We start from the raw sequence: 19,604 nt of genomic DNA, 5'->3' as shown, positions 1-19,604 counted from the left end.
GTGCCACGTGCGCGACCACGAGCTGCCCGTCGACGGGCTCAGCATCGAACCGACCTGCCGCATCGAGTTCGGCCCGGGCCGCATCGCCGCGCTGCCCCGGCTGATCGACGAGCTCGGCCACCACCGGGCCTACCTGATCACCGACCGGGGCGTGCGCGCGGCCGGAATCCTGGACCGGGTGCTGGCGGTGCTGGCCGAGGCCGGGCTGGAGCACGCGGTCTTCGACGACGTCGCCGCCAACCCCACGTTGTCCACTGTGGAATCCGGTGCGGCGGGGCTGGAGCGGTTCGGCTCCGCCGCCGTGGTCGCGCTCGGCGGCGGATCACCGCTGGACGCGGCGAAGGCCATCGCGCTGCGCGCCCAGCCCGGGCTGCCCGGGCTGCCGCTGCTGGCGATCCCCACCACCGCCGGGACCGGTGCCGAGACCAACGGGTTCGGCGTCATCGAGGACCCGGCGACCCGCCGCAAGGTCTACCTGGGGCACGCCTCGGTGCGGCCGGCCGTCGCCGTGCTCGATCCGGAGCTCACCACGGGCCTGCCCGCGCGCATCACCGCCGCCACCGGGCTGGACGCGCTGGTGCACGGCATCGAATCGCTGTCCTCCCGCGGCGCGAACCCGATCTCCGCGGCCTACGCGGCGCAGGCCGTCGCGCTCGTCGCCCGCTGGCTGCCGGTCGCGCACCGGGACGGTACCGACTTGGAGGCGCGTTCCCGGGTGATGCTGGGCGCGCACCTGGCCGGGCAGGCGCTGACCCTGTCCGGGCTCGGGCTGGTGCACGGGCTCGGGCACGCGATCACCGGGCACACCGGGACTCCGCACGGCGTGGCGCTGGCGGCGGTGCTGGAGGTCGTCATGGAGTTCAACGCGGACACCGCGGGGGACGCCTACGCCGACGCGGCCCGCGCGATGGGCGCCGGCGAGGGTGCGGCCTCGGCGATCCGGTGCGCCCGCGACCTCGCCGACGGGCTGGAGATCCGGTCCCCGCTGCGGGACCTGGGCGTGCGCCGAGACATGCTGCCCTCGATCGCCGCAGCAGCGGCCGCCGACCCCGTCAGCCGCAACAACCCCACCCAAGCAGCGGAACCCCAGCTCCACGACCTCCTGCAGGCCACCTACTGACAGACCACCGGCCACCGGACCTCAGGGCGGCCCCCATAGTCCTTCCTGTCAGCGGCAAAGCCGCTGAGCAGCGACCACCAGAGCACCCGGCACCGCCGCGGGTTCTCAGCGGGATTCTCGCGAGGACAGCGTTTTCTCCTGTGGCGGAGCCACCGGTGAAAACGATCCCGCAGCGAGAATCCCGCTGAGGTTCCGCCACCCGCCCCCTGCGCAACAGGAGTCGAGCCGTCCCATCACCGTCGTTCCAGCACGCCGCGGATGAATGCTGCTTGTCCTGCGTGCTGCAACCCGTCGGCCAGCACGCTCACCAGCCGCACCCCGCGGGTGACCGGCGGCGTCCAGTCGGCGTCGATCACCTCGTCCAGGTCGGCGTCGGTGAGGGTGCGGACGTAGCGGACGGTCCGCTCGTGCACCGCGTCCTGGTAGCCGAGCAGCAGCGATGCGGGCGCGCGCACCTGCGCGACCTGGTCGGAGCTGTGCCCGTAGCCGATGTCCGCCGCGTCGAAGGGCAGCTCGAACCGGTCCCGCCAGCCGTCGGCGAGCCACGCCTGCTCGGTCCCGGCGGCTCCGGCGAGGTGGTCGTCCTGCACCCGGGTGAGGTGCCAGGTGAGCCAGGCGATGGTGTTGGCCTGCGGGTCGAGGCGGAACTCCAGCTGCTCCGGTTCGAGCCCGCGGACCGCCTCGTGCACCGAGCCCTGGATCCGGTCGTATCCGTCGACGAGCACGTCTGCGCTGGTCATCTCGTTGAGCGCCCCTTCCGCGGTGGTTCGGTCGTGCCGCGTCCCACGGTACGGGCAGGCACCGACGGGGGCACCCGGCGCGAGCCCGGTACGTCCGGTTCCGCGGCGACGTGAAGTCCACAGTGGACGATCGTGGAGTGATCGAACCGTCTCGGCGTCGACCTTGAAGCGCGGTGCCGGTGCGGGTAGACACCTCGGAGGGACGAGCCACCGCGCCTCCGGGCGCGCGACCGAACGTGAGGTGCCATGAGCGACGCGGAACCGACCTCGGTGGAACGAGCGCGGGGCCTGCTGGCGCGGCACCCCGTGCTGGACGGGCACAACGACCTGCCGTGGGCGCTGCGCGAGCACGGCGCCTACGACCTGGAGCGGCTGGACATCGCCCAGGACCAGTCGGCGGCGCTGCACACCGACCTCGCGCGGTTGCGCGCGGGCGGTGTCGGCGGCCAGTTCTGGTCGGTCTACGTCGAAGCCGAACTGCAGGGCGACCGGGCCGTCGCGGCCACCCTGGAGCAGATCGACTGCGTGCTGCGGCTCGTCGACCGGCACCCGGACCGGTTGCGCCTGGCCGGAACCGCGGCGGAGGTGCGGGCGGCGATGGCCGACGGCCGCATCGCCTCGCTGATGGGCGCCGAGGGCGGGCACAGCATCGCCTGCTCGCTGGCCACGCTGCGCGCCTTCCACGCCCGCGGCGTGCGGTACCTGACGCTCACGCACAACGACAACGTGCCGTGGGCGGACTCGGCGACCGACGAACCCGCCGCGCACGGCCTCACCCGCTTCGGGGAGGAGGTGGTGCGGGAGATGAACCGGATCGGGATGCTGGTGGACCTCTCGCACGTCTCCGCCGACACCATGCGGCACGCTCTGCGCGTGTCCCGAGCCCCGGTGATCTTCTCGCACTCGTCGTCGCGCGCGCTGTGCGACCACCCGCGCAACATCCCCGACGACGTGCTCGCCGCGCTCCCCGCCAACGGCGGCGTCGCGATGGCCACCTTCGTGCCCGCGTTCGTGCGGCAGGAGACCCGGAACTGGCTGCGCGACTACGAAGCCGCGCGCGCGGCCGCGGGCGTCGACGAGGACGACGAGGAGCGGGTGGCCGCGTTCCGCGCCGCCCACGAGGCCGAGCACCCGCGCCCGCCCGCCACCGCGGCCACCGTCGCCGACCACCTCGACCACATGCGCGAGCTGGCGGGCGTCGACCACCTGGGGATCGGCGGCGACTTCGACGGCGTCGCCAGCACCCCCGAGGACCTCGCCGACGTGGCGGGGTACCCGAACCTGTTCGCCGAACTGATCGATCGCGGCTGGTCCGAAGAGGACCTCGCGAAACTGGCCCACCGCAACGCGATCCGCGTGCTCGGTGACGCCGAACAGGTCGCGGACCGGCTGCGCGCCACCGAGCGCCCGTCGGTCGCCACCATCGAGGACCTGGACGGCTGATCCCGCCGCCCCCGCCGAATCGGGGGAGCATGCACCCATGCGAGCACCACCCGGCGAGGTGATGTTCGCCGAACCGGGAACACCCGCCGCGACGGCGGAGTTGTTCCCACGAGGCATCCGGAGCGAAAGAGGTATTCATGTCCAAGCTGGCGCAGGTCGGGGTCACCGGTCTCGCGGTCATGGGGCGCAACCTGGCCCGCAACTTCGCGCGCAACGGCTACACGGTGGCCGTGCACAACCGCTCCGTCGGACGCACCCACGAGTTCATGGAGCGCTTCGCCGAGGAGGGCGAGTTCGTCGCCGCCGAGTCCGCGGCCGACCTGGTGGCGTCGCTGGAACGCCCCCGCCGGGTCGTGATCATGGTCAAGGCGGGCGGCCCCACCGACGCGGTGATCGACGAGCTCGCCCCGCTGCTCGACGAGGGCGACGTGATCATCGACGGCGGCAACGCGCACTTCGAGGACACCCGCCGCCGCGACGAGGCGCTGCGCGGTCGCGGCCTGCACTTCGTCGGCACCGGCATCTCCGGTGGTGAGGAGGGTGCGCTGAACGGCCCGTCGATCATGCCGGGCGGTTCCGCGGAGGCCTACGAGTCGCTCGGGCCGATGCTGGAGAAGATCAGCGCCCACGTCGACGGCACCCCGTGTTGCACCCACGTCGGCCCCGGCGGCGCCGGGCACTTCGTGAAGATGGTGCACAACGGCATCGAGTACGCCGACATGCAGCTCATCGCCGAGTCCTACGACCTGCTGCGGCACGCGGGCGGGCTGGAGCCGGCCGCGATCGCCGACGTGTTCCGCGGCTGGAACGAGGGCAGGCTCGCCTCGTACCTGGTGGAGATCACCGCCGAGGTCCTCACCCACACCGACGCCCGCACCGGCGCCGCGTTCGTGGACGTCATCCAGGACCAGGCGGAGCAGAAGGGCACCGGCCGCTGGACGGTGCAGACCGCGCTCGAACTGGGCGTCCCGGTCTCCGGCATCGCCGAAGCGGTGTTCGCCCGCAGCCTGTCCGGGCACGGCGACCTGCGCGAAGCCGCGCGCGACCTGGCCGGCCCCCAGCCCGCGGCGCTGTCCGGCGAGGACGCGAAGCGGCTCGCCGAGGACGTGGAGCAGGCGCTGTACGCGTCGAAGGTCGTGTCCTACGCGCAGGGCTGGAACATGATCTCGGTGGGCAGCCGGGAGTACGGCTGGGACGTCGACCTGGGTTCGATGGCGACGATCTGGCGCGGGGGCTGCATCATCCGCGCCGCGTTCCTGGACCGGATCCGCAACGCCTACGCGGCGGACCCGGCGCTGCCGACGCTGCTGGCGGACGCCGAGTTCTCCCGGGAGCTGGCCGCAGCCCAGGACGCGTGGCGCCGCGTGGTGGCCACGGCCGCTGAACTGGGCATCCCCACGCCGGGCTTCTCGGCGGCGCTGTCGTACTACGACGCGCTGCGGGCGCAGCGGCTGCCCGCCGCGGTGACGCAGGCGCAGCGCGACTACTTCGGCGCGCACACCTACCGGCGCACCGACGTGGAGGGCTCCTTCCACACCCGCTGGGACACGAACCGGGCCGAGGAATCCGCCTGATCGGTTCCACCAGGGCCCGCGGTGCGCTCCGGCGTGCCGCGGGCCTTTCTGCGTTCGGGGCCTCGTTCGGCGGTGGATGTTCTCGGTCGGCTGCGGAGAGGTGGGGCTCATCGCTCGTCCGCGGGCGCCGTTAGGCCGACTGAGTGCATTCGGTAACGACCGTCCGTGTTCGGCGACATGTCCATCGAGCCTGGTGAACGGCACTGGGCCCGATGCGCCCTCCGGGGCGGAAAAGAGAAAACGGACATGGGTATGCGGACGTTCCCGCAGCTGCCGAACACGCCCTCCCTGCCGCGGCCGCACCAGCGCAAGTGGCCGTGGCTCACCGGTGGCGTCTTCCTGCTGCTGTTCGTCGTCGGCCTGGCGGCCTCCTGCGCCTCGCCGCCGCAGGCCGAGCGGGCGCCGGTCTTCCCGGTCACGACCACCCCGGTGGCGGTCGAACCCGCGGAACCCGAGGTGGTGCTGCCGGTCGTCGCGGGCCGGGGTGCCCGGGTGGTGCTCGACGAGCTGCGCGCGCTGGGGCTGACCGCGGTCACCGCGGTGTCCGACGACGCGACCTCGGCGGTGCCGGTGCCGGAGACCTGGGTGGTCAGCGCGATCGAACCGGCCGCGGGCACCGCGGTGCGGCTCTCGGCGCCGGTCGTGGTGAAGCTGATCGCGCCCGCGCCCGCGCCGTCACCGGAACCGGCACCGGCCCCGAGCCCGGTGCGGCTGCCCCGGACCGTCGACAGCACGCCCGAGGTTCCCGCCGCCCCGCACACCCCCGAGCCGGAGCCGTACGTCGCGAAGACCTACGACGACCCGGCGCCGTCGGTGTACTACGAGAACTGCGCCGCGGCCCGCGCGGCCGGGGCGGCACCGGTGTACCGCGGGGAACCGGGGTACAGCGCGAAGCTCGACCGGGACGGCGACGGGATCGGCTGCGAGAACTGACCCCGCTCAGGTGAACGGCCCGCCCACCCGATCCGCTCGGGTGGACGGGCCGTTCGCCGCAGGTCAGCCCTCCAGCTTGGCCCGCAGGAATTCGAGCGTGGCGCCCCAGGCCTTGGCGCCCTGCACCGGGTCGTAGGTGCCTATGGGGTTCTCGTCGTTGAAGAACGCGTGGCCGGCCGGGTAGATCCGGAAGTCGGGCCGGGTGCCGGATTCGTTCTCGATGCGGTCGGCGAGGGCTTCGACGGCGTCCGGCGGGGCCAGGGTGTCCTGCTCGGCGAAGTGCCCGAGCAGCGGTGCGGTCAGGTTCTCGAAGCTCGGGTAGTCCTCGCGGAGCACCCCGTAGAACGGCACCGCGGCGGCGATCTTGTCGCCCTGCTGCGCGGCGAGCACCAGGACGAACCCGCCGCCCATGCAGAATCCGACGGCGCCGATCTTCTCGCTGGTGACGGCGTCGTGGGCTAGCAGGTAGTCGACGGCCCCGCCGAGGTCACGGGCGGCGCCTTCGATCGGCAGCTCCTGCATGAGCTGCCCGGCTTCGTCCGAGTCGTGGGTGGTGCGGCCGCCGTAGAGGTCGGGGGCGAGCGCGACGAACCCTTCGGCGGCGAGCCGGTTGGTGACGTCGGCGATGTGGTCGGTGAGCCCCCACCACTCCTGGATCACCACGACGCCGGGCCCGCTACCGGATTCCGGCAGGGCGAGGTAGCCGTGCGCGGTATGCCCGTTGCTGGGGAAGGTCACGTTCTGCATGGGGTTGTCAGCCATGCCCGCATTGCACCACCTGCGGGTCCCGGTCGGCATCGGGTGGGGTGGGTGGCGTCAGAGTTCCCGCAACCGGGTCAGGACGGCCTCCAGCACGGCCAGGTCGGCGCTCGTGCGCGGCGGCGGCTCGGTGAGCTCGCCGCTGCACAGGTGGACCCAGCCGGTGCCGTGCCGGGCGCGATCCGGGGCGGGGATGGTGCCGCACCCGTCGACGGCGCTCACCGCGCCCGCCGGGCCAGGTCGAGCTCGCAGGCCGGGCAGCGGTTCCCGGTCCAGCCCGGCAGTACGGCCAGGACGTCGGGCGCGAAGCTCCCGCCGCACCGCGAGGTGAGCGCGCGACCGCGTTCGGCCGGATGCCGGACCTCGAACGCGTGGCTGAGCAGCCCGGACACGCCGAGCGCGGTGTCGCGGTAGCGGGCGAAGAAGATCATCGCGGCCGCCGCGGGGCCGGACGCCGGTGGGCGAGCGGCGGTGCGTGCCCGGCCCGCTCCCGGCAGTCCGGGCACACCCCGGAGGGCAGCAGGAACCCGGGCCAGGACGGGCGGACCTCGCGCCCGCACAACGCCCGCGCCACGCATCCGGGCGTCCACCGCCAGCCGGCGGGTACCGCGTGCGCCACCGCGCGGTACCGGCTCCCGACCCACTTCGCCGCATCTCGTCGATCACTCATGGTGACAGCTTCGTTGCGGAGGGTGCGTGGACGTCAGGTCAGCGGGGTGGTCATCATGGGTAACCGTGGGTCTGCCCAACGAAGCGCTGCGCGCCGCCCGGCTCCGGACCGCCTCCGGTCGCGCACCCGGTGAGCCGATGTCGCGGTCCGAGCTGGCGTCCGCGGTGTCGGCCTGGTTGTGGCGGGAGACCGGCAAGCGCCACGACCTCGATCCGCACCTGCTGGCGAAGTGGGAGCGGGGTGCGGTCCGGCGCCCGACCGCGCCGTACCGGGCGGCGTTGCGCGCGGTGCTGGGCGTCGCCTCGGACGCCGAGCTCGGTTTCGCCGCGGCGGTTCCCGCGTCGACCCCCGAACCGGTGGTCCCGCCGACCGCCGGACCGGATCCGCTGGAGCACGGTCCCCCGGCCGACGCGAGCTACGTCGAATCGCTGCGCGGCGCGGTCGGCCAGTTCGTGCGGATGGATTCGCTGTTGGGTTCGGGCGAGGTGGTGGACGCGGTGGTGCGGCGGTTTCGGGATGCCCAGCGGGTGTTGGCGTCGGGTCGTTTCCGGCCGGGTGTGGAGCGGGATCTGGAGGCGGTGACGGCGGAGTTGGGTGAGGTCGCGGGGTGGATGTTGATCGATGCGCAGCGGCATGGGGAGGCGCGGTTGGTCAACGCGGAGGCGTTGATGTTGGCGCAGATCGCGGGGGACACGTCGATGCAGTGGTTCATCCTGTCGAACCAGGCGTTGGCGTCGACCAACAGCGGGCGCCCGCGCGAGGCGCTGCGCATCGCCCGGCGCTTCGCGGAGGATGATCGGCTTCCCGGCCGGGTGCGGGCGTTGTTCGACGTGCGTGCGGCGCGAGCACTCGGGGCCTTGGGGGCGACCTCGGACGCGGAGCACGCGTTCGATCGAGCGCGGGTCACCGTCGACGACGGGATCGGTGGGCGTGACCCGGCGTGGACGTGGTGGGTGGACGAGCAGGTGGTCTCGGCGCACCGGGGGCTGATGCACGCCACCGCCGGGCGCCCGGGGCGGGCGCTGCCCTACTTGGCGAAGTCGGCTGAGGAGGCCGAGCAGGTGGTGGACTACCAGTGGGGGCTCTACATCCACCGCGCGAACCTGCTCGACGCACTGCTCGCGGCGGGCGACTTGCCGGAGGCGGAGCGGGCGGCGGCGCAGATCGCCCCGATGGTCGGCCAGATCGCGTCCATCGCCACCGAGCAGGTGCTGCACCGCGCCATCGGCCGCACGGCGGGAACACCGCTCCCGTCCACCCTCTCCGACGTCCTCGACCACCTCCGCCACCGCCTCCCGCAGCGCTGACATTCGCGGGGAGGTGGTGGCGGAACCCACCGGAGCAGAAACGTCAGGAGATCGTCATGGAACGGGTACCGGGCGGATCCGCCGACGCGGATTACGTCGAGTCCTTGCGCGCTGCGATAGAGGAGTTCGTGCGGATGGATTCGCTGTTGGGTTCCGGTGGGGTGGTGGACGCGGTGGTGCGGCGGTTTCGGGATGCGCAGCGGGTGTTGGCGTCGGGTCGTTTCCGGTCGGGTGTGGAGCGGGATCTGGAGGCGGTGACGGCGGAGTTGGGTGAGGTCGCGGGGTGGATGTTGATCGATGCGCAGCGGCATGGGGAGGCGCGGTTGGTCAACGCGGAGGCGTTGATGTTGGCGCAGATCGCGGGGGACACGTCGATGCAGTGGTTCATCCTGTCGAACCAGGCGTTGGGTGGCACGTACTCCGGGCGGCAGCGGGAAGCGCTGCGGATCGCCGAGCGCTTCGGCGAGGACGACCGGATTCCCACCCGGGTGCGGGCGTTGTTCCGGCTCCGCAAGGCTCGTGCGCTGGGGCACCTCGGGGACGGTCCGGCGGCGTTGCGGGCGTTCGACCGGGCGCGCGTGACGTTCGAGGACGGTGTGAGCGGCCGTGATCCGGAGTGGGCGTGGTGGTTCGACGAGCGGGAGCTCGACGGGCACGCCGGGAGCCTGCACGCCTCGCTGGGCAGGCACGCGGAGGCGCTGCCGCTGCTGAGCAGCGCGGTGGACCGGGCGGCAGGGAAGGATCGCCAGCGGTGGGCGCTCTACATCCACCGGGCGTGCCTGCTCGATTCGGCGCTGGCGGCCGGTGACGTCGTCGAGGCGGAGCGGGCCGCGATCGCGGTGGCACCGATGCTCGGCCAGATGAGCTCCGCCCGCACCGAGAACCGGTTGCGCCGCGCGGTCTCCCGCACCTCGCGCGCACCGCTGCCCACCACGCTCTCCGACGTCCTCGACCACCTCCGCCACCGCCTCCCGCAGCGCTGATCATCCACCGCGCCCCGGCTCACGTCAGGTGAGTGGCCCACCCGCCCGCGGAGGTGGGGCGAACGGGCCACTCACCTGGGGTGGTTCGCGTTAGAGCTGGTCGATGGCGTGCACGGCCGAGACCTCGTAGAGGTGCGGTTCGTAGGACTCGGCGACTTCGGCGGCGGCGGTCATGTGCGGCTGCGCGACCGGGTTCGCGAGCATCGCCCGGAACGCGTCGGCGTCGCTCCACTGCGCGTAGTTGACGACCTTGGTGCCGTCGGTGCTGGCGTGGATGTTCGCGGACACGAAACCCGGCAGCGTGATCATGACCTCTTCGGTCGCCTGGTTGAGCAGGTCGACGAGCTCGCGCTGGCGTTCCGGGCGGACGGTGAAGACGTTGATCAGGGTGGCCAGCGGCGCGCCCTGCTCGATGGTGCTCGGCATGGAGGTCTCGCAATCAACTCGATGTCAGGTTCCTGACATGCAGTGTGTCAGAAGCCTGACTCGCGTCAAATCGAGTGGCGTCGTCCGATTCGGTCCACGTGCGTCCGGCGCGGTCACGTGGACCTCGGCGAGGGCTCGCGAGCGGGCGGAGGGGACACTGTGCTGCGATGACCGAGTTCTCCAGCCTCCCCGACCTGCCGGTGAAGCCGGTGCTCGGCGAGGTCGCCGACGCGCTCGCCGAGCACGGCACCACCGTCCTGGTCGCCCCGCCCGGCACCGGGAAGACCACGCTGGTGCCGCTGGCCCTGGCCGAACGCGGGTTGCGCGTGGTCGTGGCCGAACCGAGGCGGCTCGCCACCCGCGCCGCCGCCCGCCGGATGGCGGAACTGCTCGGCGAGGACGTGGGCGGCACCGTCGGATACTCGGTGCGCGGTGAGCGCAGGCGCGGCCCGCGCACCCGCGTCGAAGTCGTGACCTCCGGCCTGCTGGTGCGCAGGCTGCAAGCCGACCCCGAACTGTCCGATGTGGACGTGGTGGTGCTGGACGAGTGCCACGAGCGGCACCTCGACGCGGACCTGCTGCTGGCGCTGCTGCTGGACGCCCGCGACGGGCTGCGCCCCGACCTGCGGCTGCTGGCCACCTCGGCGACCCTCGCCGCCACCCGCGCGTCCGAAGTCCTCGGCGGCGCGCCCGTGCTGCACGCCGAAGCCCGCACCTACCCGGTCGAACACCACTACCTGCCGCCGAACCGCCGGGAACGCATCGAGGCGTGCGTGGCGCGCGCGGTGCGGACCGCGCTCGACGAGCAGGACGGCGACGTGCTCGCCTTCCTCCCCGGTGCGGGGGAGATCCGCCGCGTCGCCGCCGCGCTCGCCGACCTGCCCGAAGTGGACGTGCTCCCGCTGCACGGCAGGTTGCCGCACGGACAGCAGGATTCCGCGCTGCGGCAGGGTGATCGGCGCAAGGTGGTGCTCGCCACCGCCGTCGCCGAGTCGAGCCTCACCGTGCCCGGCGTGCGCGCCGTCGTCGACTCCGGGCTGTCCCGGGTGTCCCGAGTGGACACGCGGCGCGGGCTGGCGGGGCTCGCCACGGCGCGGGTGTCGCGGGCCGCCGCCGACCAGCGCGCCGGCCGCGCCGGGCGGCAGGGGCCGGGTGTGGCGTACCGCTGCTGGCCCGAACACGAGCACAGCACGCTGCCCGCGTTCGCCGAACCCGAGATCCGCACCGCCGAGCTCACCCGGCTCGCGCTGGAACTGGCCTGCTGGGGAACGCCGGACGGTGCAGCGCTGACCTGGTGGGACGAGCCGCCCGCCGGACCGCTCGCCGCCGGGCAGCAGGTGCTGCGCGGGCTCGGCGCGCTCACCGCCGACGGCGCCGTCACCGGCCGGGGGGCGCGGCTCGCCGAGCTCGGGTTGCACCCGCGGCTGGCGCGGGCACTGCTCGACGGGGCCGAGCAGGCGGGTGCGCGGACCGCGAGCGAAGTCGTGGCGCTGCTCGACGACGACACCGTCACCGATGAGTCCGATGTGGACTCCGCGCTGGCTCGGCTGCGGCGCGGCGGACCCGGATCCGACCGGTGGCGGCGGGAATCCCGCAGGCTCGCCGACCGCGTCGACGGTTCCGGGCGAAGAGGTTCGGCGGCGGACGTCGTCGCGCTCGCCTACCCGGAACGCGTCGCGCGCCGCCGCGCCCCGGACTCGCCGGTCTACCTGATGGCCTCCGGGACCGCCGTCGAACTGCCCGCCGGATCACCGCTGCGGCACGCCGTATGGCTCGCCGTCGCCGTCGCCGACCGCGCACCCGGTGCCGCCCACGGCACGGTCCGGCTCGCCGCGCCCATCGACGAAGCGCTCGCGCGCCGGGTCGCGGCCGCCCTGCACAGCACCCGGGACGAGGTCGGCTGGACCGGCGGCGACGTGCGCGCGGTCCGGGCCGAACGCATCGGCGCGATCACCGTGGACAGCAGGCCGCTGCGCCGACCCGATCCGGCGCTGCTGCGGGCCGCGCTGCTCGACGGGCTGCGTCAGGACGGGCTCGACCTGCTCGCCTGGAGTCAGGACGCGGTGCGCCTGCGGCACCGCATCGGCTTCCTGCACGCGTCGATCGGCGAACCGTGGCCCGCCGTCGACGAGGAATCCCTGCTGTCCCAAGCCGATTCGTGGCTGGAACCGGAACTGTCCCGGGCGCGCGGGCGCGCCGACCTGGCGCGGATCTCCGCCGGGGGAGGGCTGCGGCGGCTGATCCCCTGGGACCAGGCCGCGCGGTTCGACGCACTCGCGCCGGAGACCGTGGAGGTGCCGTCCGGCTCTCGCATCAAGATCGATTACTCCGGGGAGCGGCCGGTGCTCCCGGTGAAGGTGCAGGAGGTCTTCGGCTGGCGACGAGTGCCGCTGCTCGCCGACGGGCGCGTGCCGCTCCTGCTGCACCTGCTGTCCCCCGCCGGGCGGCCCGCCGCCGTCACCGCCGACCTCGAATCGTTCTGGGCGACCGGATACCCGCAGGTCCGTGCCGACCTCCGCGGCCGCTACCCGAAGCACTCGTGGCCCGACGATCCCACCACGGCGACCCCCACCCGCCGAACCCGCCGCCCCAGCTGACCCGGATGCGGGGTGAACGGACCGTTCGTCCGGTCTAGTCGGTCGAACGGTCCGTTCACCGCGAAGGTCCGGCGAGGGGGCGCCGCCCCGTTCCCGCCCGCCGGTCAGCGTCGTGCGCTGCGCGAAACGAGGTGGCGCCGCCCGAAGTGCACCGCCGCCGCTGCGCCCACCGCGATGGCGACCCAGCAGAGGGCCCGCGTCCACACCGCCAGGTCTGCCGTGAGCGACAGCCCGGCCACCGCGGCCAGCGCCACCGCGAACCAGAACCGCTCCCCGTACCTCGGGTCGAGCTCATCGCCCGTCGCCCGCGAACCTCGCCGCATCCGGCACCCCCTCCGCACGATCATCCGCGACCCTACGCAGGCCCGGCCGGGCGTGGCACCGGTTCCGCGGGAACCGAGCCGACACGCCCGAGCGGCAGCGCGCCGGAGCGGAGTGAGCGGACCGTGCGCCCGGAACGGCTGGACCAGCGGTCCGTTCACCCCGCGAACCGGTCGGCGCGGGAGGGCGTCGTTCGGGACGGGTGAACGGACCATTCGTCCGGTCTCGTCGGACGAACGGTCCGTTCACTCGCTGATGGCGGCGGCCGACGCGCCCGGCCGGTCGTGTCGCGGGGTGGGTGCGCGGACCGTTCGTCCCAGCCGCCCAGCCGCTCGGCCGCCCAGCCGCTCGGCCGCCCAGCCGCTCGGCCGGACAGTCGCTCGGCCGGACAGTCGCTCGGCCGGACAGTCGTTCGGCCGGACAGTCCGCCCATCCCGCGATGCGGGTCAGCCGAAGGGGAGCAGGACCAGGTCGGCGGCGCGCACGTCCGCCAGGGTCCAGCCGGTGATGCCCGCCAGGAGGCAGCCGGTGCGGATCACCGCGTCCGGGTCCCGCTCACCCGGGTCCAGGTAGTCCTGCTCGACGATCCCGGCGGCCTCCACCGCCTCCCGCAACCGCCCGGTCAGGCCGGGCACGTCGAAGTCGATGTCGTCGGAGTTGGTGGACAGCACTTCGGCACCGTGCTCGGCGAAGTCGAGCGCGCAGCTGGGGCCGCTGAAGTTGTGCGCCAGGCCCAGCGCCGCGCCCCCGGTGCGGGACAGCGCGACCGCGGGGGACTCGAACCTGCCCTGCTCGTCCGACACCGCGCTGGTGTGCCCCGCGTCGTCGAACACGAACGTCCACCCGCCGATCCGCCCGGCCAGCAGCGCGGACGCGCAGTCGGTGTCGCCGAGCGCGGTGCGTGGCAGCGACGAGTGCTCATCGGCCCGTTCCGCGGGCAGCGTGCAGGGGCGTGCGTGCTTCAGCCGCCCGCCGAGCAACTCCAGCGCCTCGCGGGGCTGCAGGTCGCGAACCAGGTGCACGATCTGGTGCGGGTCCTCCGCGCCGAGTTCGGAGATCCAGGCGGGGCAGCCGCTGGAATCCAGTGCTGCGGCGGGGAATGCGGGTGCGGACATCGTCGTCTCCAGCTCGATCGGTTCGTCGGCGACACTGTGCACCACGGCACCGACAACCCGGTTCCGGATGCGTCCAGGTGGAGGTTCTCCCCCGGTTGAGCGGATTTCCGGCTCCGGAGGGTGCGGCGCGCGACCGGATCGGGGAACTCTGCGCCGGACCATCCTGATCTTCGAAGGGGCATCGGCATGACCGCACCGTCCACAGTGGAGGAGTGGCACGGCTTCCTGCGCGCGCACAGCGCGGCGCACCTCGCGTCGCGGATGCTGCGCGAGCTCGTCGCCGACGGGCGGATCGCGGTCTCCGAGCAGCAGCGCCGCACCGGCTGGCTCGGGCGCGAACCCGCCACCGAGGACGCCGTCCAGGCCGCGGAGGAACGCCTCGGATGCGCGCTGCCGCCGAGCTTCCGGAACTTCCTGCTGATCAGCGACGGCTGGAGCGAGTCGGGCGACGAGCTGCACGGCCTGTTCCGGCTCGACGGCATCGGCCGGTTCGAGGACCTGCGCGGCGAGCTGATGGACGCCTGGGCGGACCTGGACTTCTTCGCCGACGAACTCGCCGTGCTGCGCCGCTCGCTGCTCATCGCCGACCACGAGGACGGCGTGTACTGGGTGTTGAGCCCGGATTCCGGCGATGCGGACGGCGGCTGGACCGCCTGCGTCTGGGACACCGCCGACGGCGCCCCGGCGAAGTACCGCACCTTCGGCGACCTCGTCGCCGACGCGCTCGCCTGACCGGCCGACGGCGGACGTCCCGCCGCGCGAACCGAACTCGACCGAGGACCCGAACTCACCGGCGTCCCGCGGCGGCCCGGCGACACCACCCGAGCCGCGCGGCGGAACCGGACGTCGGTGATCAGACGAGCGCGACCGCGAGGAGCGGCGCGGCGCGCAGGTCGTCCATCGTCCACGTCACTCCCGCCAGCGCGCAGCCGATGCGGGTCACCGCCGCCTCGTCGGTCTCGCCCGGTTCCAGGTGGGGACGTTCGACGATGCCCGCGGCCGCCGCGGCCGCGCGCACCGCGGCGGGCGGCGGCTCGGTCTCGTGGTCGATGTCGTCGGAAGTCGTGCTGTAGACCCGGGAACCGTCCACCGCGTAGTCGATGCTGAGCAGCCCGCTGATGTTGGCGTGCAGCATCACCGCGGGCCCGCCGGACGCGGAGAGCGCCTCGGCGGGAGCCTGCGCGGCGGGCCGCGGCGGGGCCTCGTCCTGCAGCGCCGACCAGTCGCCGGTGCGCATCCCGCCGAGCAGTGCGCGCATCGTGTCCAGGCCGCCCACCTGGAACGTGCTGCCCGCGTCGTCGAACACCAGCGTCCAGCCACCGATGCGCGTCGCCAGCAGCACCGACAGGCACTGCGGGTCGCCGAGGGCCGCGCGCGGCAGCGAGGTGAACTCGTCCGGCCGCTGCTCGGGCAGCGTGCACGGAGCGGCCGACGCGGCATCCGCGCCGAGGATCTCCAGCGCCCGCACCGGTTCCAGGTCGCGCACCAGGTGCGCGGTGTGGTTCGGTCCCGGCACGTCCAGTTCGGACAGCCAGATCGGATACCCGGTGGCGTCCAGGGTTCCGGGTGGGAAACCGGGCGTGGGCATGGCGGCTCCTCGTCATCGTCGGCGGGTGCCGTGAGTCTGCCCGGTGCGGGCGCGGCCGCCGCCGTTCCGCGGGCCCTCCGCCGCCGAACGCGGGAATCCCCTCGACCGTCCAGCGGCCGAGCGGCGCCGCCGTTCTCCGGAAGGCGATCGCCGCTGCGGCCCGGCCGTCCGCGGGCGGTGGGCGATCGGGCCGCGACCCGCGGTGACGGGATGCCGGGCGATTCACACTTCCTTGACAAGGGACGACGCGGGCTGAAAAGTTGACGAGTCGTTCCAATGCGACGGTGTGCAGGAAACCGGTGTGAATCCGGTGCGGTCCCGCCACTGTGAACGGGGAGCCGCGTCCACCAGGGCCACTGTCGGGCAGCCGATGGGAAGGCCGGGCGCGACGTCGATCCGCGAGCCAGGAGACTGGCACCGTCGTACCGATTCGCACGGGGTCGCGGAGCCCCGGAGGAGGTACGCAGTGCACCCGGATTTCCCGCACACACCCGGTTTCGCGGTTCCCGAACCGTTCCGCGCCGCGTGAGCGGCGTGCTCGGCCGCAGGCGGCTGCTGGCGGGCGTGGCCGGCGCGATCGCCGCGGTTCCCCTCGTGTCCTGCGCGGGCGGTTCCGGGGCGGGCGCGGGCAGGCTGCGGCTGGCGTTCCCCGCCGGTGGCGCCACCGAATCGCTCGACCCGCACACCGGTTCGCTGTTCGTCGACCAGGCCCGCGCCAAAGCCCTGTTCGACACGCTCGTCGGGTACGCCGACGACATGAGCGTGGTGCCGCGGCTCGCCGAGAGCTGGCAGCCCGACCCGACCGGTACCCGGTGGCGGATCCGGTTGCGCCCGGCCGAATTCCACGACGGCAGACCGGTCACCGCCGAGGACGTGCTGTTCACCTACCGGCGCATCGCCGACGACGCCACCGCCGCGCAGGCCGCTTCGCACTTCGCCGACGTCGACTTCGGCGCCAGCAGGGCGATCTCGGCGACTGAACTGGAACTCGTGCTCGGCTCGCCGAACTTCGAATTCCCCTCCGCGTGGGGCGCCCCCGCCACCGAGATCGTGCCCGCGGGCACCACCGACTTCACCGCGCCCGTCGGCTCCGGGCCGTTCCGCTTCGTCTCGTTCGAACCGGGTGGGCCCGCCGTGTTCACCCGCTTCGACCGGCACTGGTCCGGACCCGCCACCCCGGCCGAGCTGGAATTCGTGCCGATGGAGCAGGAGAGCGCGCGGGTCAACGCGCTGCTGTCCGGGCAGGTCGACTACGCGCACGACGTGAGCGCCAACTCGGTGCGGCTGCTGGAGCAGGGCGGCCGGGCGCGGGTGCACTCGGCGCCGTTCGGCACCATGCAGGCGCTGCTGCTGAAGGTGGACCGGCCACCGTTCTCCGATCCGCGGCTGGTGCAGGCGGTGCGCGCCGGGCTGGACCGGCAGGCGCTGCTGGACATCGCGCTCAGCGGCCAGGGCAGGCTCGGCAACGACCTGTTCGGCGCCGGGTTGAAGTACTACCCGGCGGATCTGCCCGCACCCACGCGCGACCTCGGCCGGGCCCGGGCGCTGCTGCGCGAGGCCGGCGCCGACGGGCTGAGCTGGGAGTTGCAGACCAGCTCCGTCGACCCCTACTTCGAATCCGCCGCCAGCCTCATCGCCCAGCAGCTCGGCGAAGCCGGGATGCGGGTGTCACCGCGGATCGGGCCGTCCGAGACGTACTTCTCCGACATCAAGGAGCACGGGGTCGCCTCGCTGTCCCGGACCGCGGCGCTGCCGGTGCCGACGTTCCTCGGGCAGCGGATGACCTCCGACGCCGGGAGCAACAACTACACCGGCTACCGGTCCGCCGAGTTCGACGCGCTCTACGCCGAAGCGCTCGCCACCGCCGACGACGCGCGCCGCGCCGATCTGCTGGTGCGCGCGCAGCGGCTCGCCCGGGAGGGCAGCGGGAACGTGGTGTGGGGGTTCAGCGGCTGGAACGTCGCCACCTCCACCGCCGTCTCCGGAGTGCGGGGCGCACCGCCGAACTCGCTGGACTGGGCCAGGTTCGACCGGGTGAGCGTGGGTTGATCGCGCCCGCCGCGCGGGTCTCCGCCGCGGTGCTGCCCCGGCTCGGCGTCGCGCTCGTGCAGATCGCGGCGGTCGCCGTCGGCGTGTTCGCGCTCACCGCGCTGCTGCCCGGCGACACCGCGCAGGTCGTGCTCGGCGACCACGCCGACACCGGGCAGGTCCGGGTGCTGCGGGAACGGCTCGGGCTCGACCTGCCCTGGGGCACCCGGTTCGCGCAGTGGGCGGGCGGGGTGCTGCACGGCGACCTCGGCACCTCGCTGCGCACCGGCAGGCCCGTGCTCGACGAGATCACCCGCAACGCCGCCACCACCGGGCTGCTCACCGCGCTGACGCTGCTGATCGTGCTGCCGCTCGCCGGATGGCTCGGCGTGCGCAGCGGGCTGCGCGCCGGGAGCCGGTTCGACCGGACGGTGAACTCGGTGGTGGTGCTGCTGAACTCGGTGCCCGAGTTCGCCCTCGCGCTGCTGCTCGTCGGGGTGTTCGCGGTGCAGGCCGGTTGGCTGCCCGCCACCGCGGGCGGGCTGTCCGGGTGGTCGCTGATGACGCAGCCCGCGGTGCTGGTGCTGCCCGTCGGCGTGCTCGTCGCCAAGCAGCTCAGCTCGCTCGCCCGCCAGGTCCGCACCGGTGTGGTCACCGCGAACGGCGCCGAGTACGCCACCCACGTGCGCCGCGCCGGGCTCGGCGAGCGGCAGGTGGTGCTGCGGCACGTGCTGCCGAACACGCTCGGGCCGGTGCTGCAGCAGCTGGCGCGCACCGTGGACGGGCTGCTCGGCGGCGTCGTCGTGGTGGAGGCGCTGTTCGCGCTCGGCGGTCTCGGCTCCGGATTCGTCGAAGCCGTCAAGGCGCGCGACCTGCCGGTGGTGCAGGGCTACGCGCTGCTGTTCGCGGCGATCACCATCGGCCTGAACCTCGGCATCGACCTGGTGGCGCGGCGGTTCCGGGCGGGGACGCGATGAGCCGGGCCGCCGGATGGCTGCTGCTCGGGGTCCCGCTGCTGGCGGCGCTGGCCGGGCCGCTGCTCGCCGCGCTGCTGCCCGGCGGTGGATCGGTGCGGGCCGCGCACGTGCCGCTGCTGCCGCCCGGCGCGGACCACCCGCTGGGCACCGACGTGCTCGGGCGGGACGTGCTGGCCCTCGCGCTGCACGGCGGCGGTTCGGTGCTGGTGCTGGCGGGCGGCGCGCTGCTGCTGACCTACCTGGTGGGGGTGCCGCTGGCGCTGGCCGCCGTCGGACAGCCGCACCGGTGGATCGACCGGTGGCTGACCCGCGGGCTGGACCTGGTGCTGGCGCTGCCCGGACTGCTGGTGCTGATGGTGCTGGCCGCGACCGGCACCAGGACCGGGGCGGCGCTGCTCGTCGCGGTCGCGCTGCTGCAACTGCCCGCGGTGGTGCGGATCGTGCGCAGCGCCGCGCTCGGCACCCGGCGGCGCGGCGTGGTGGAAGCCATGGCGCTGCAAGGGGAATCGTGGTGGCGGGTGCACTTCGGCTACGTCGGGCTCGGCGTGCTCGGGCCCGTCGCGGTGGACGCGGGCGGACGGCTGAGCCTGGTGCTGTACCTGGTCGCCTCGGCGAACTTCCTCGGCCTGGGGCTCGACCCGGCGACCGCCGACTGGGCGGTGCTGGTGGAGCGCAACCAGGAGGCGCTGTTCCTGCAACCGTGCGCGGTGCTGGTGCCCGCCGGCCTGCTGGTGGCCCTGTGCACCGGCCTCAACCTGCTCGTGGACCGGTACCTGGTGACGGGCGGACCCGGCACCCGGCCCGCACCGGGTGAACGGACCGTTCGTCCAGGGCATCGGTCGGCGGAGCCGTCCACCCGGGTCGTGCGGGTGGAGTGAACGGACCGTTCGTCCACTAGAGCTGGACGGACGGTCCGTTCACCCCGCGACCGGGCGAGATCGTCTCTGCGCGGGGACCGAGTGAACGGACCGTTCGTCCCATCTGGTCGGACGAACGGTCCGTTCACCTCAGGATGGTCGGGGT

At 73.7% G+C, this 19,604-nt stretch carries 20 protein-coding genes and 1 riboswitch; of the genes, 11 read left to right on the top strand and 9 right to left on the bottom strand.

The window, feature by feature from the left end:
- Window positions 1–7 precede the first annotated feature (7 nt).
- Window positions 8–1,120: an iron-containing alcohol dehydrogenase family protein gene (locus AC29IT_RS18540; protein WP_488219595.1), complete on the top strand. Its 1,113-nt coding sequence runs from the start codon at window positions 8–10 to the stop codon at window positions 1,118–1,120.
- A 233-nt stretch (window positions 1,121–1,353) separates the two neighbouring features.
- Here the strand turns inward: AC29IT_RS18540 and AC29IT_RS18535 are convergent, their stop codons facing one another.
- On the bottom strand, window positions 1,354–1,860 hold the full coding sequence (locus AC29IT_RS18535; protein ID WP_488219594.1) for a mycothiol transferase: 507 nt from the start codon (window positions 1,858–1,860) through the stop codon (window positions 1,354–1,356).
- A gap of 246 nt (window positions 1,861–2,106) precedes the next feature.
- Between AC29IT_RS18535 and AC29IT_RS18530 the strand changes: the two genes are divergently transcribed.
- From AC29IT_RS18530 to AC29IT_RS18520, 3 genes are all read left to right on the top strand, one after another.
- On the top strand, window positions 2,107–3,303 hold the full coding sequence (locus tag AC29IT_RS18530; RefSeq protein ID WP_488219593.1) for a dipeptidase: 1,197 nt from the start codon (window positions 2,107–2,109) through the stop codon (window positions 3,301–3,303).
- Between the two features lie 137 nt (window positions 3,304–3,440).
- Complete coding sequence (gene gndA, locus AC29IT_RS18525; RefSeq protein ID WP_358445871.1) at window positions 3,441–4,877, top strand: NADP-dependent phosphogluconate dehydrogenase; 1,437 nt, start codon at window positions 3,441–3,443, stop codon at window positions 4,875–4,877.
- A gap of 246 nt (window positions 4,878–5,123) precedes the next feature.
- A complete protein-coding gene (locus tag AC29IT_RS18520) occupies window positions 5,124–5,810 on the top strand; it encodes an excalibur calcium-binding domain-containing protein (RefSeq protein WP_488219592.1) in 687 nt (228 codons plus the stop codon).
- A gap of 63 nt (window positions 5,811–5,873) precedes the next feature.
- On the opposite strand, the gene AC29IT_RS18515 is transcribed toward AC29IT_RS18520, so the two are convergent.
- Genes AC29IT_RS18515 through AC29IT_RS18500 form a run of 4 tightly spaced genes read right to left on the bottom strand, consistent with a single transcriptional unit; the run spans window position 5,874 to window position 7,239 of the window.
- Window positions 5,874–6,572 carry a dienelactone hydrolase family protein gene (locus AC29IT_RS18515; RefSeq protein WP_488219591.1) on the bottom strand — a complete coding sequence of 233 codons (699 nt, stop codon included), beginning with the start codon at window positions 6,570–6,572 and terminating at the stop codon, window positions 5,874–5,876.
- Window positions 6,573–6,626: 54 nt separating this feature from the next.
- Entirely contained in the window at window positions 6,627–6,791 is a 165-nt protein-coding gene (locus AC29IT_RS18510; protein ID WP_488219590.1) for a hypothetical protein, read from the bottom strand.
- Window positions 6,788–7,000, bottom strand: coding sequence for a hypothetical protein (locus tag AC29IT_RS18505; RefSeq protein WP_488219589.1), 213 nt, complete (start codon window positions 6,998–7,000; stop codon window positions 6,788–6,790). The genes AC29IT_RS18510 and AC29IT_RS18505 overlap by 4 nt, the downstream gene beginning before the upstream one ends.
- Window positions 6,997–7,239: a hypothetical protein gene (locus AC29IT_RS18500; protein ID WP_488219588.1), complete on the bottom strand. Its 243-nt coding sequence runs from the start codon at window positions 7,237–7,239 to the stop codon at window positions 6,997–6,999. Before AC29IT_RS18500 ends, AC29IT_RS18505 begins: the two co-directional genes overlap by 4 nt.
- A 65-nt stretch (window positions 7,240–7,304) precedes the next feature.
- Here AC29IT_RS18500 and AC29IT_RS18495 point away from each other — a divergent pair, with 65 nt between their 5' ends.
- Together AC29IT_RS18495 and AC29IT_RS18490 are read left to right on the top strand one after the other, a co-directional pair.
- Window positions 7,305–8,546 (top strand): NsdA family TPR-like regulatory protein, encoded by a 1,242-nt coding sequence (locus AC29IT_RS18495; RefSeq protein WP_488219587.1) that lies wholly within the window; start codon window positions 7,305–7,307, stop codon window positions 8,544–8,546.
- On the top strand, window positions 8,543–9,529 hold the full coding sequence (locus AC29IT_RS18490; RefSeq protein ID WP_488219640.1) for an NsdA family TPR-like regulatory protein: 987 nt from the start codon (window positions 8,543–8,545) through the stop codon (window positions 9,527–9,529). The genes AC29IT_RS18495 and AC29IT_RS18490 overlap by 4 nt, the downstream gene beginning before the upstream one ends.
- A gap of 90 nt (window positions 9,530–9,619) precedes the next feature.
- Here the strand turns inward: AC29IT_RS18490 and AC29IT_RS18485 are convergent, their stop codons facing one another.
- Window positions 9,620–9,955 carry an antibiotic biosynthesis monooxygenase family protein gene (locus AC29IT_RS18485; protein WP_258341700.1) on the bottom strand — a complete coding sequence of 112 codons (336 nt, stop codon included), beginning with the start codon at window positions 9,953–9,955 and terminating at the stop codon, window positions 9,620–9,622.
- Between the two features lie 167 nt (window positions 9,956–10,122).
- Here AC29IT_RS18485 and hrpB point away from each other — a divergent pair, with 167 nt between their 5' ends.
- A complete protein-coding gene (gene hrpB, locus AC29IT_RS18480; RefSeq protein ID WP_488219586.1) occupies window positions 10,123–12,552 on the top strand; it encodes an ATP-dependent helicase HrpB in 2,430 nt (809 codons plus the stop codon).
- Window positions 12,553–12,656: 104 nt separating this feature from the next.
- On the opposite strand, the gene AC29IT_RS18475 is transcribed toward hrpB, so the two are convergent.
- Window positions 12,657–12,875 carry a hypothetical protein gene (locus tag AC29IT_RS18475; RefSeq protein WP_488219585.1) on the bottom strand — a complete coding sequence of 73 codons (219 nt, stop codon included), beginning with the start codon at window positions 12,873–12,875 and terminating at the stop codon, window positions 12,657–12,659.
- Between the two features lie 444 nt (window positions 12,876–13,319).
- The gene (locus AC29IT_RS18470; protein ID WP_488219584.1) at window positions 13,320–14,033 is read right to left on the bottom strand and encodes a hypothetical protein; all 714 of its coding nucleotides are present in this window, start codon (window positions 14,031–14,033) and stop codon (window positions 13,320–13,322) included.
- 141 nt (window positions 14,034–14,174) lie between these two features.
- Between AC29IT_RS18470 and AC29IT_RS18465 the strand changes: the two genes are divergently transcribed.
- Window positions 14,175–14,720, top strand: a complete 546-nt coding sequence (locus AC29IT_RS18465) for an SMI1/KNR4 family protein (protein ID WP_488219583.1) — start codon at window positions 14,175–14,177, stop codon at window positions 14,718–14,720.
- Between the two features lie 121 nt (window positions 14,721–14,841).
- Here the strand turns inward: AC29IT_RS18465 and AC29IT_RS18460 are convergent, their stop codons facing one another.
- Window positions 14,842–15,576, bottom strand: coding sequence for a hypothetical protein (locus AC29IT_RS18460; protein ID WP_358445841.1), 735 nt, complete (start codon window positions 15,574–15,576; stop codon window positions 14,842–14,844).
- A gap of 267 nt (window positions 15,577–15,843) precedes the next feature.
- A riboswitch (cobalamin riboswitch) is annotated at window positions 15,844–16,010 on the top strand.
- 91 nt (window positions 16,011–16,101) lie between these two features.
- On the opposite strand from AC29IT_RS18460, the gene AC29IT_RS18455 reads away from it, so the two are divergent.
- The 3 genes from AC29IT_RS18455 to AC29IT_RS18445 are packed head-to-tail and all read left to right on the top strand — an operon-like array spanning window position 16,102 to window position 19,459.
- Window positions 16,102–17,625, top strand: a complete 1,524-nt coding sequence (locus AC29IT_RS18455) for an ABC transporter substrate-binding protein (protein ID WP_488219582.1) — start codon at window positions 16,102–16,104, stop codon at window positions 17,623–17,625.
- Entirely contained in the window at window positions 17,622–18,581 is a 960-nt protein-coding gene (locus tag AC29IT_RS18450) for an ABC transporter permease (RefSeq protein WP_488219581.1), read from the top strand. The genes AC29IT_RS18455 and AC29IT_RS18450 overlap by 4 nt, the downstream gene beginning before the upstream one ends.
- Window positions 18,578–19,459 carry an ABC transporter permease gene (locus AC29IT_RS18445; RefSeq protein ID WP_488219580.1) on the top strand — a complete coding sequence of 294 codons (882 nt, stop codon included), beginning with the start codon at window positions 18,578–18,580 and terminating at the stop codon, window positions 19,457–19,459. Before AC29IT_RS18450 ends, AC29IT_RS18445 begins: the two co-directional genes overlap by 4 nt.
- Window positions 19,460–19,604: the final 145 nt, after the last annotated feature.

This window comes from Saccharopolyspora sp. MMCC62 (assembly GCF_057736575.1).
The sequence above is the reverse complement of the archived record's forward strand: the minus strand, read 5'-3'. Positions and strand labels throughout refer to the sequence as shown.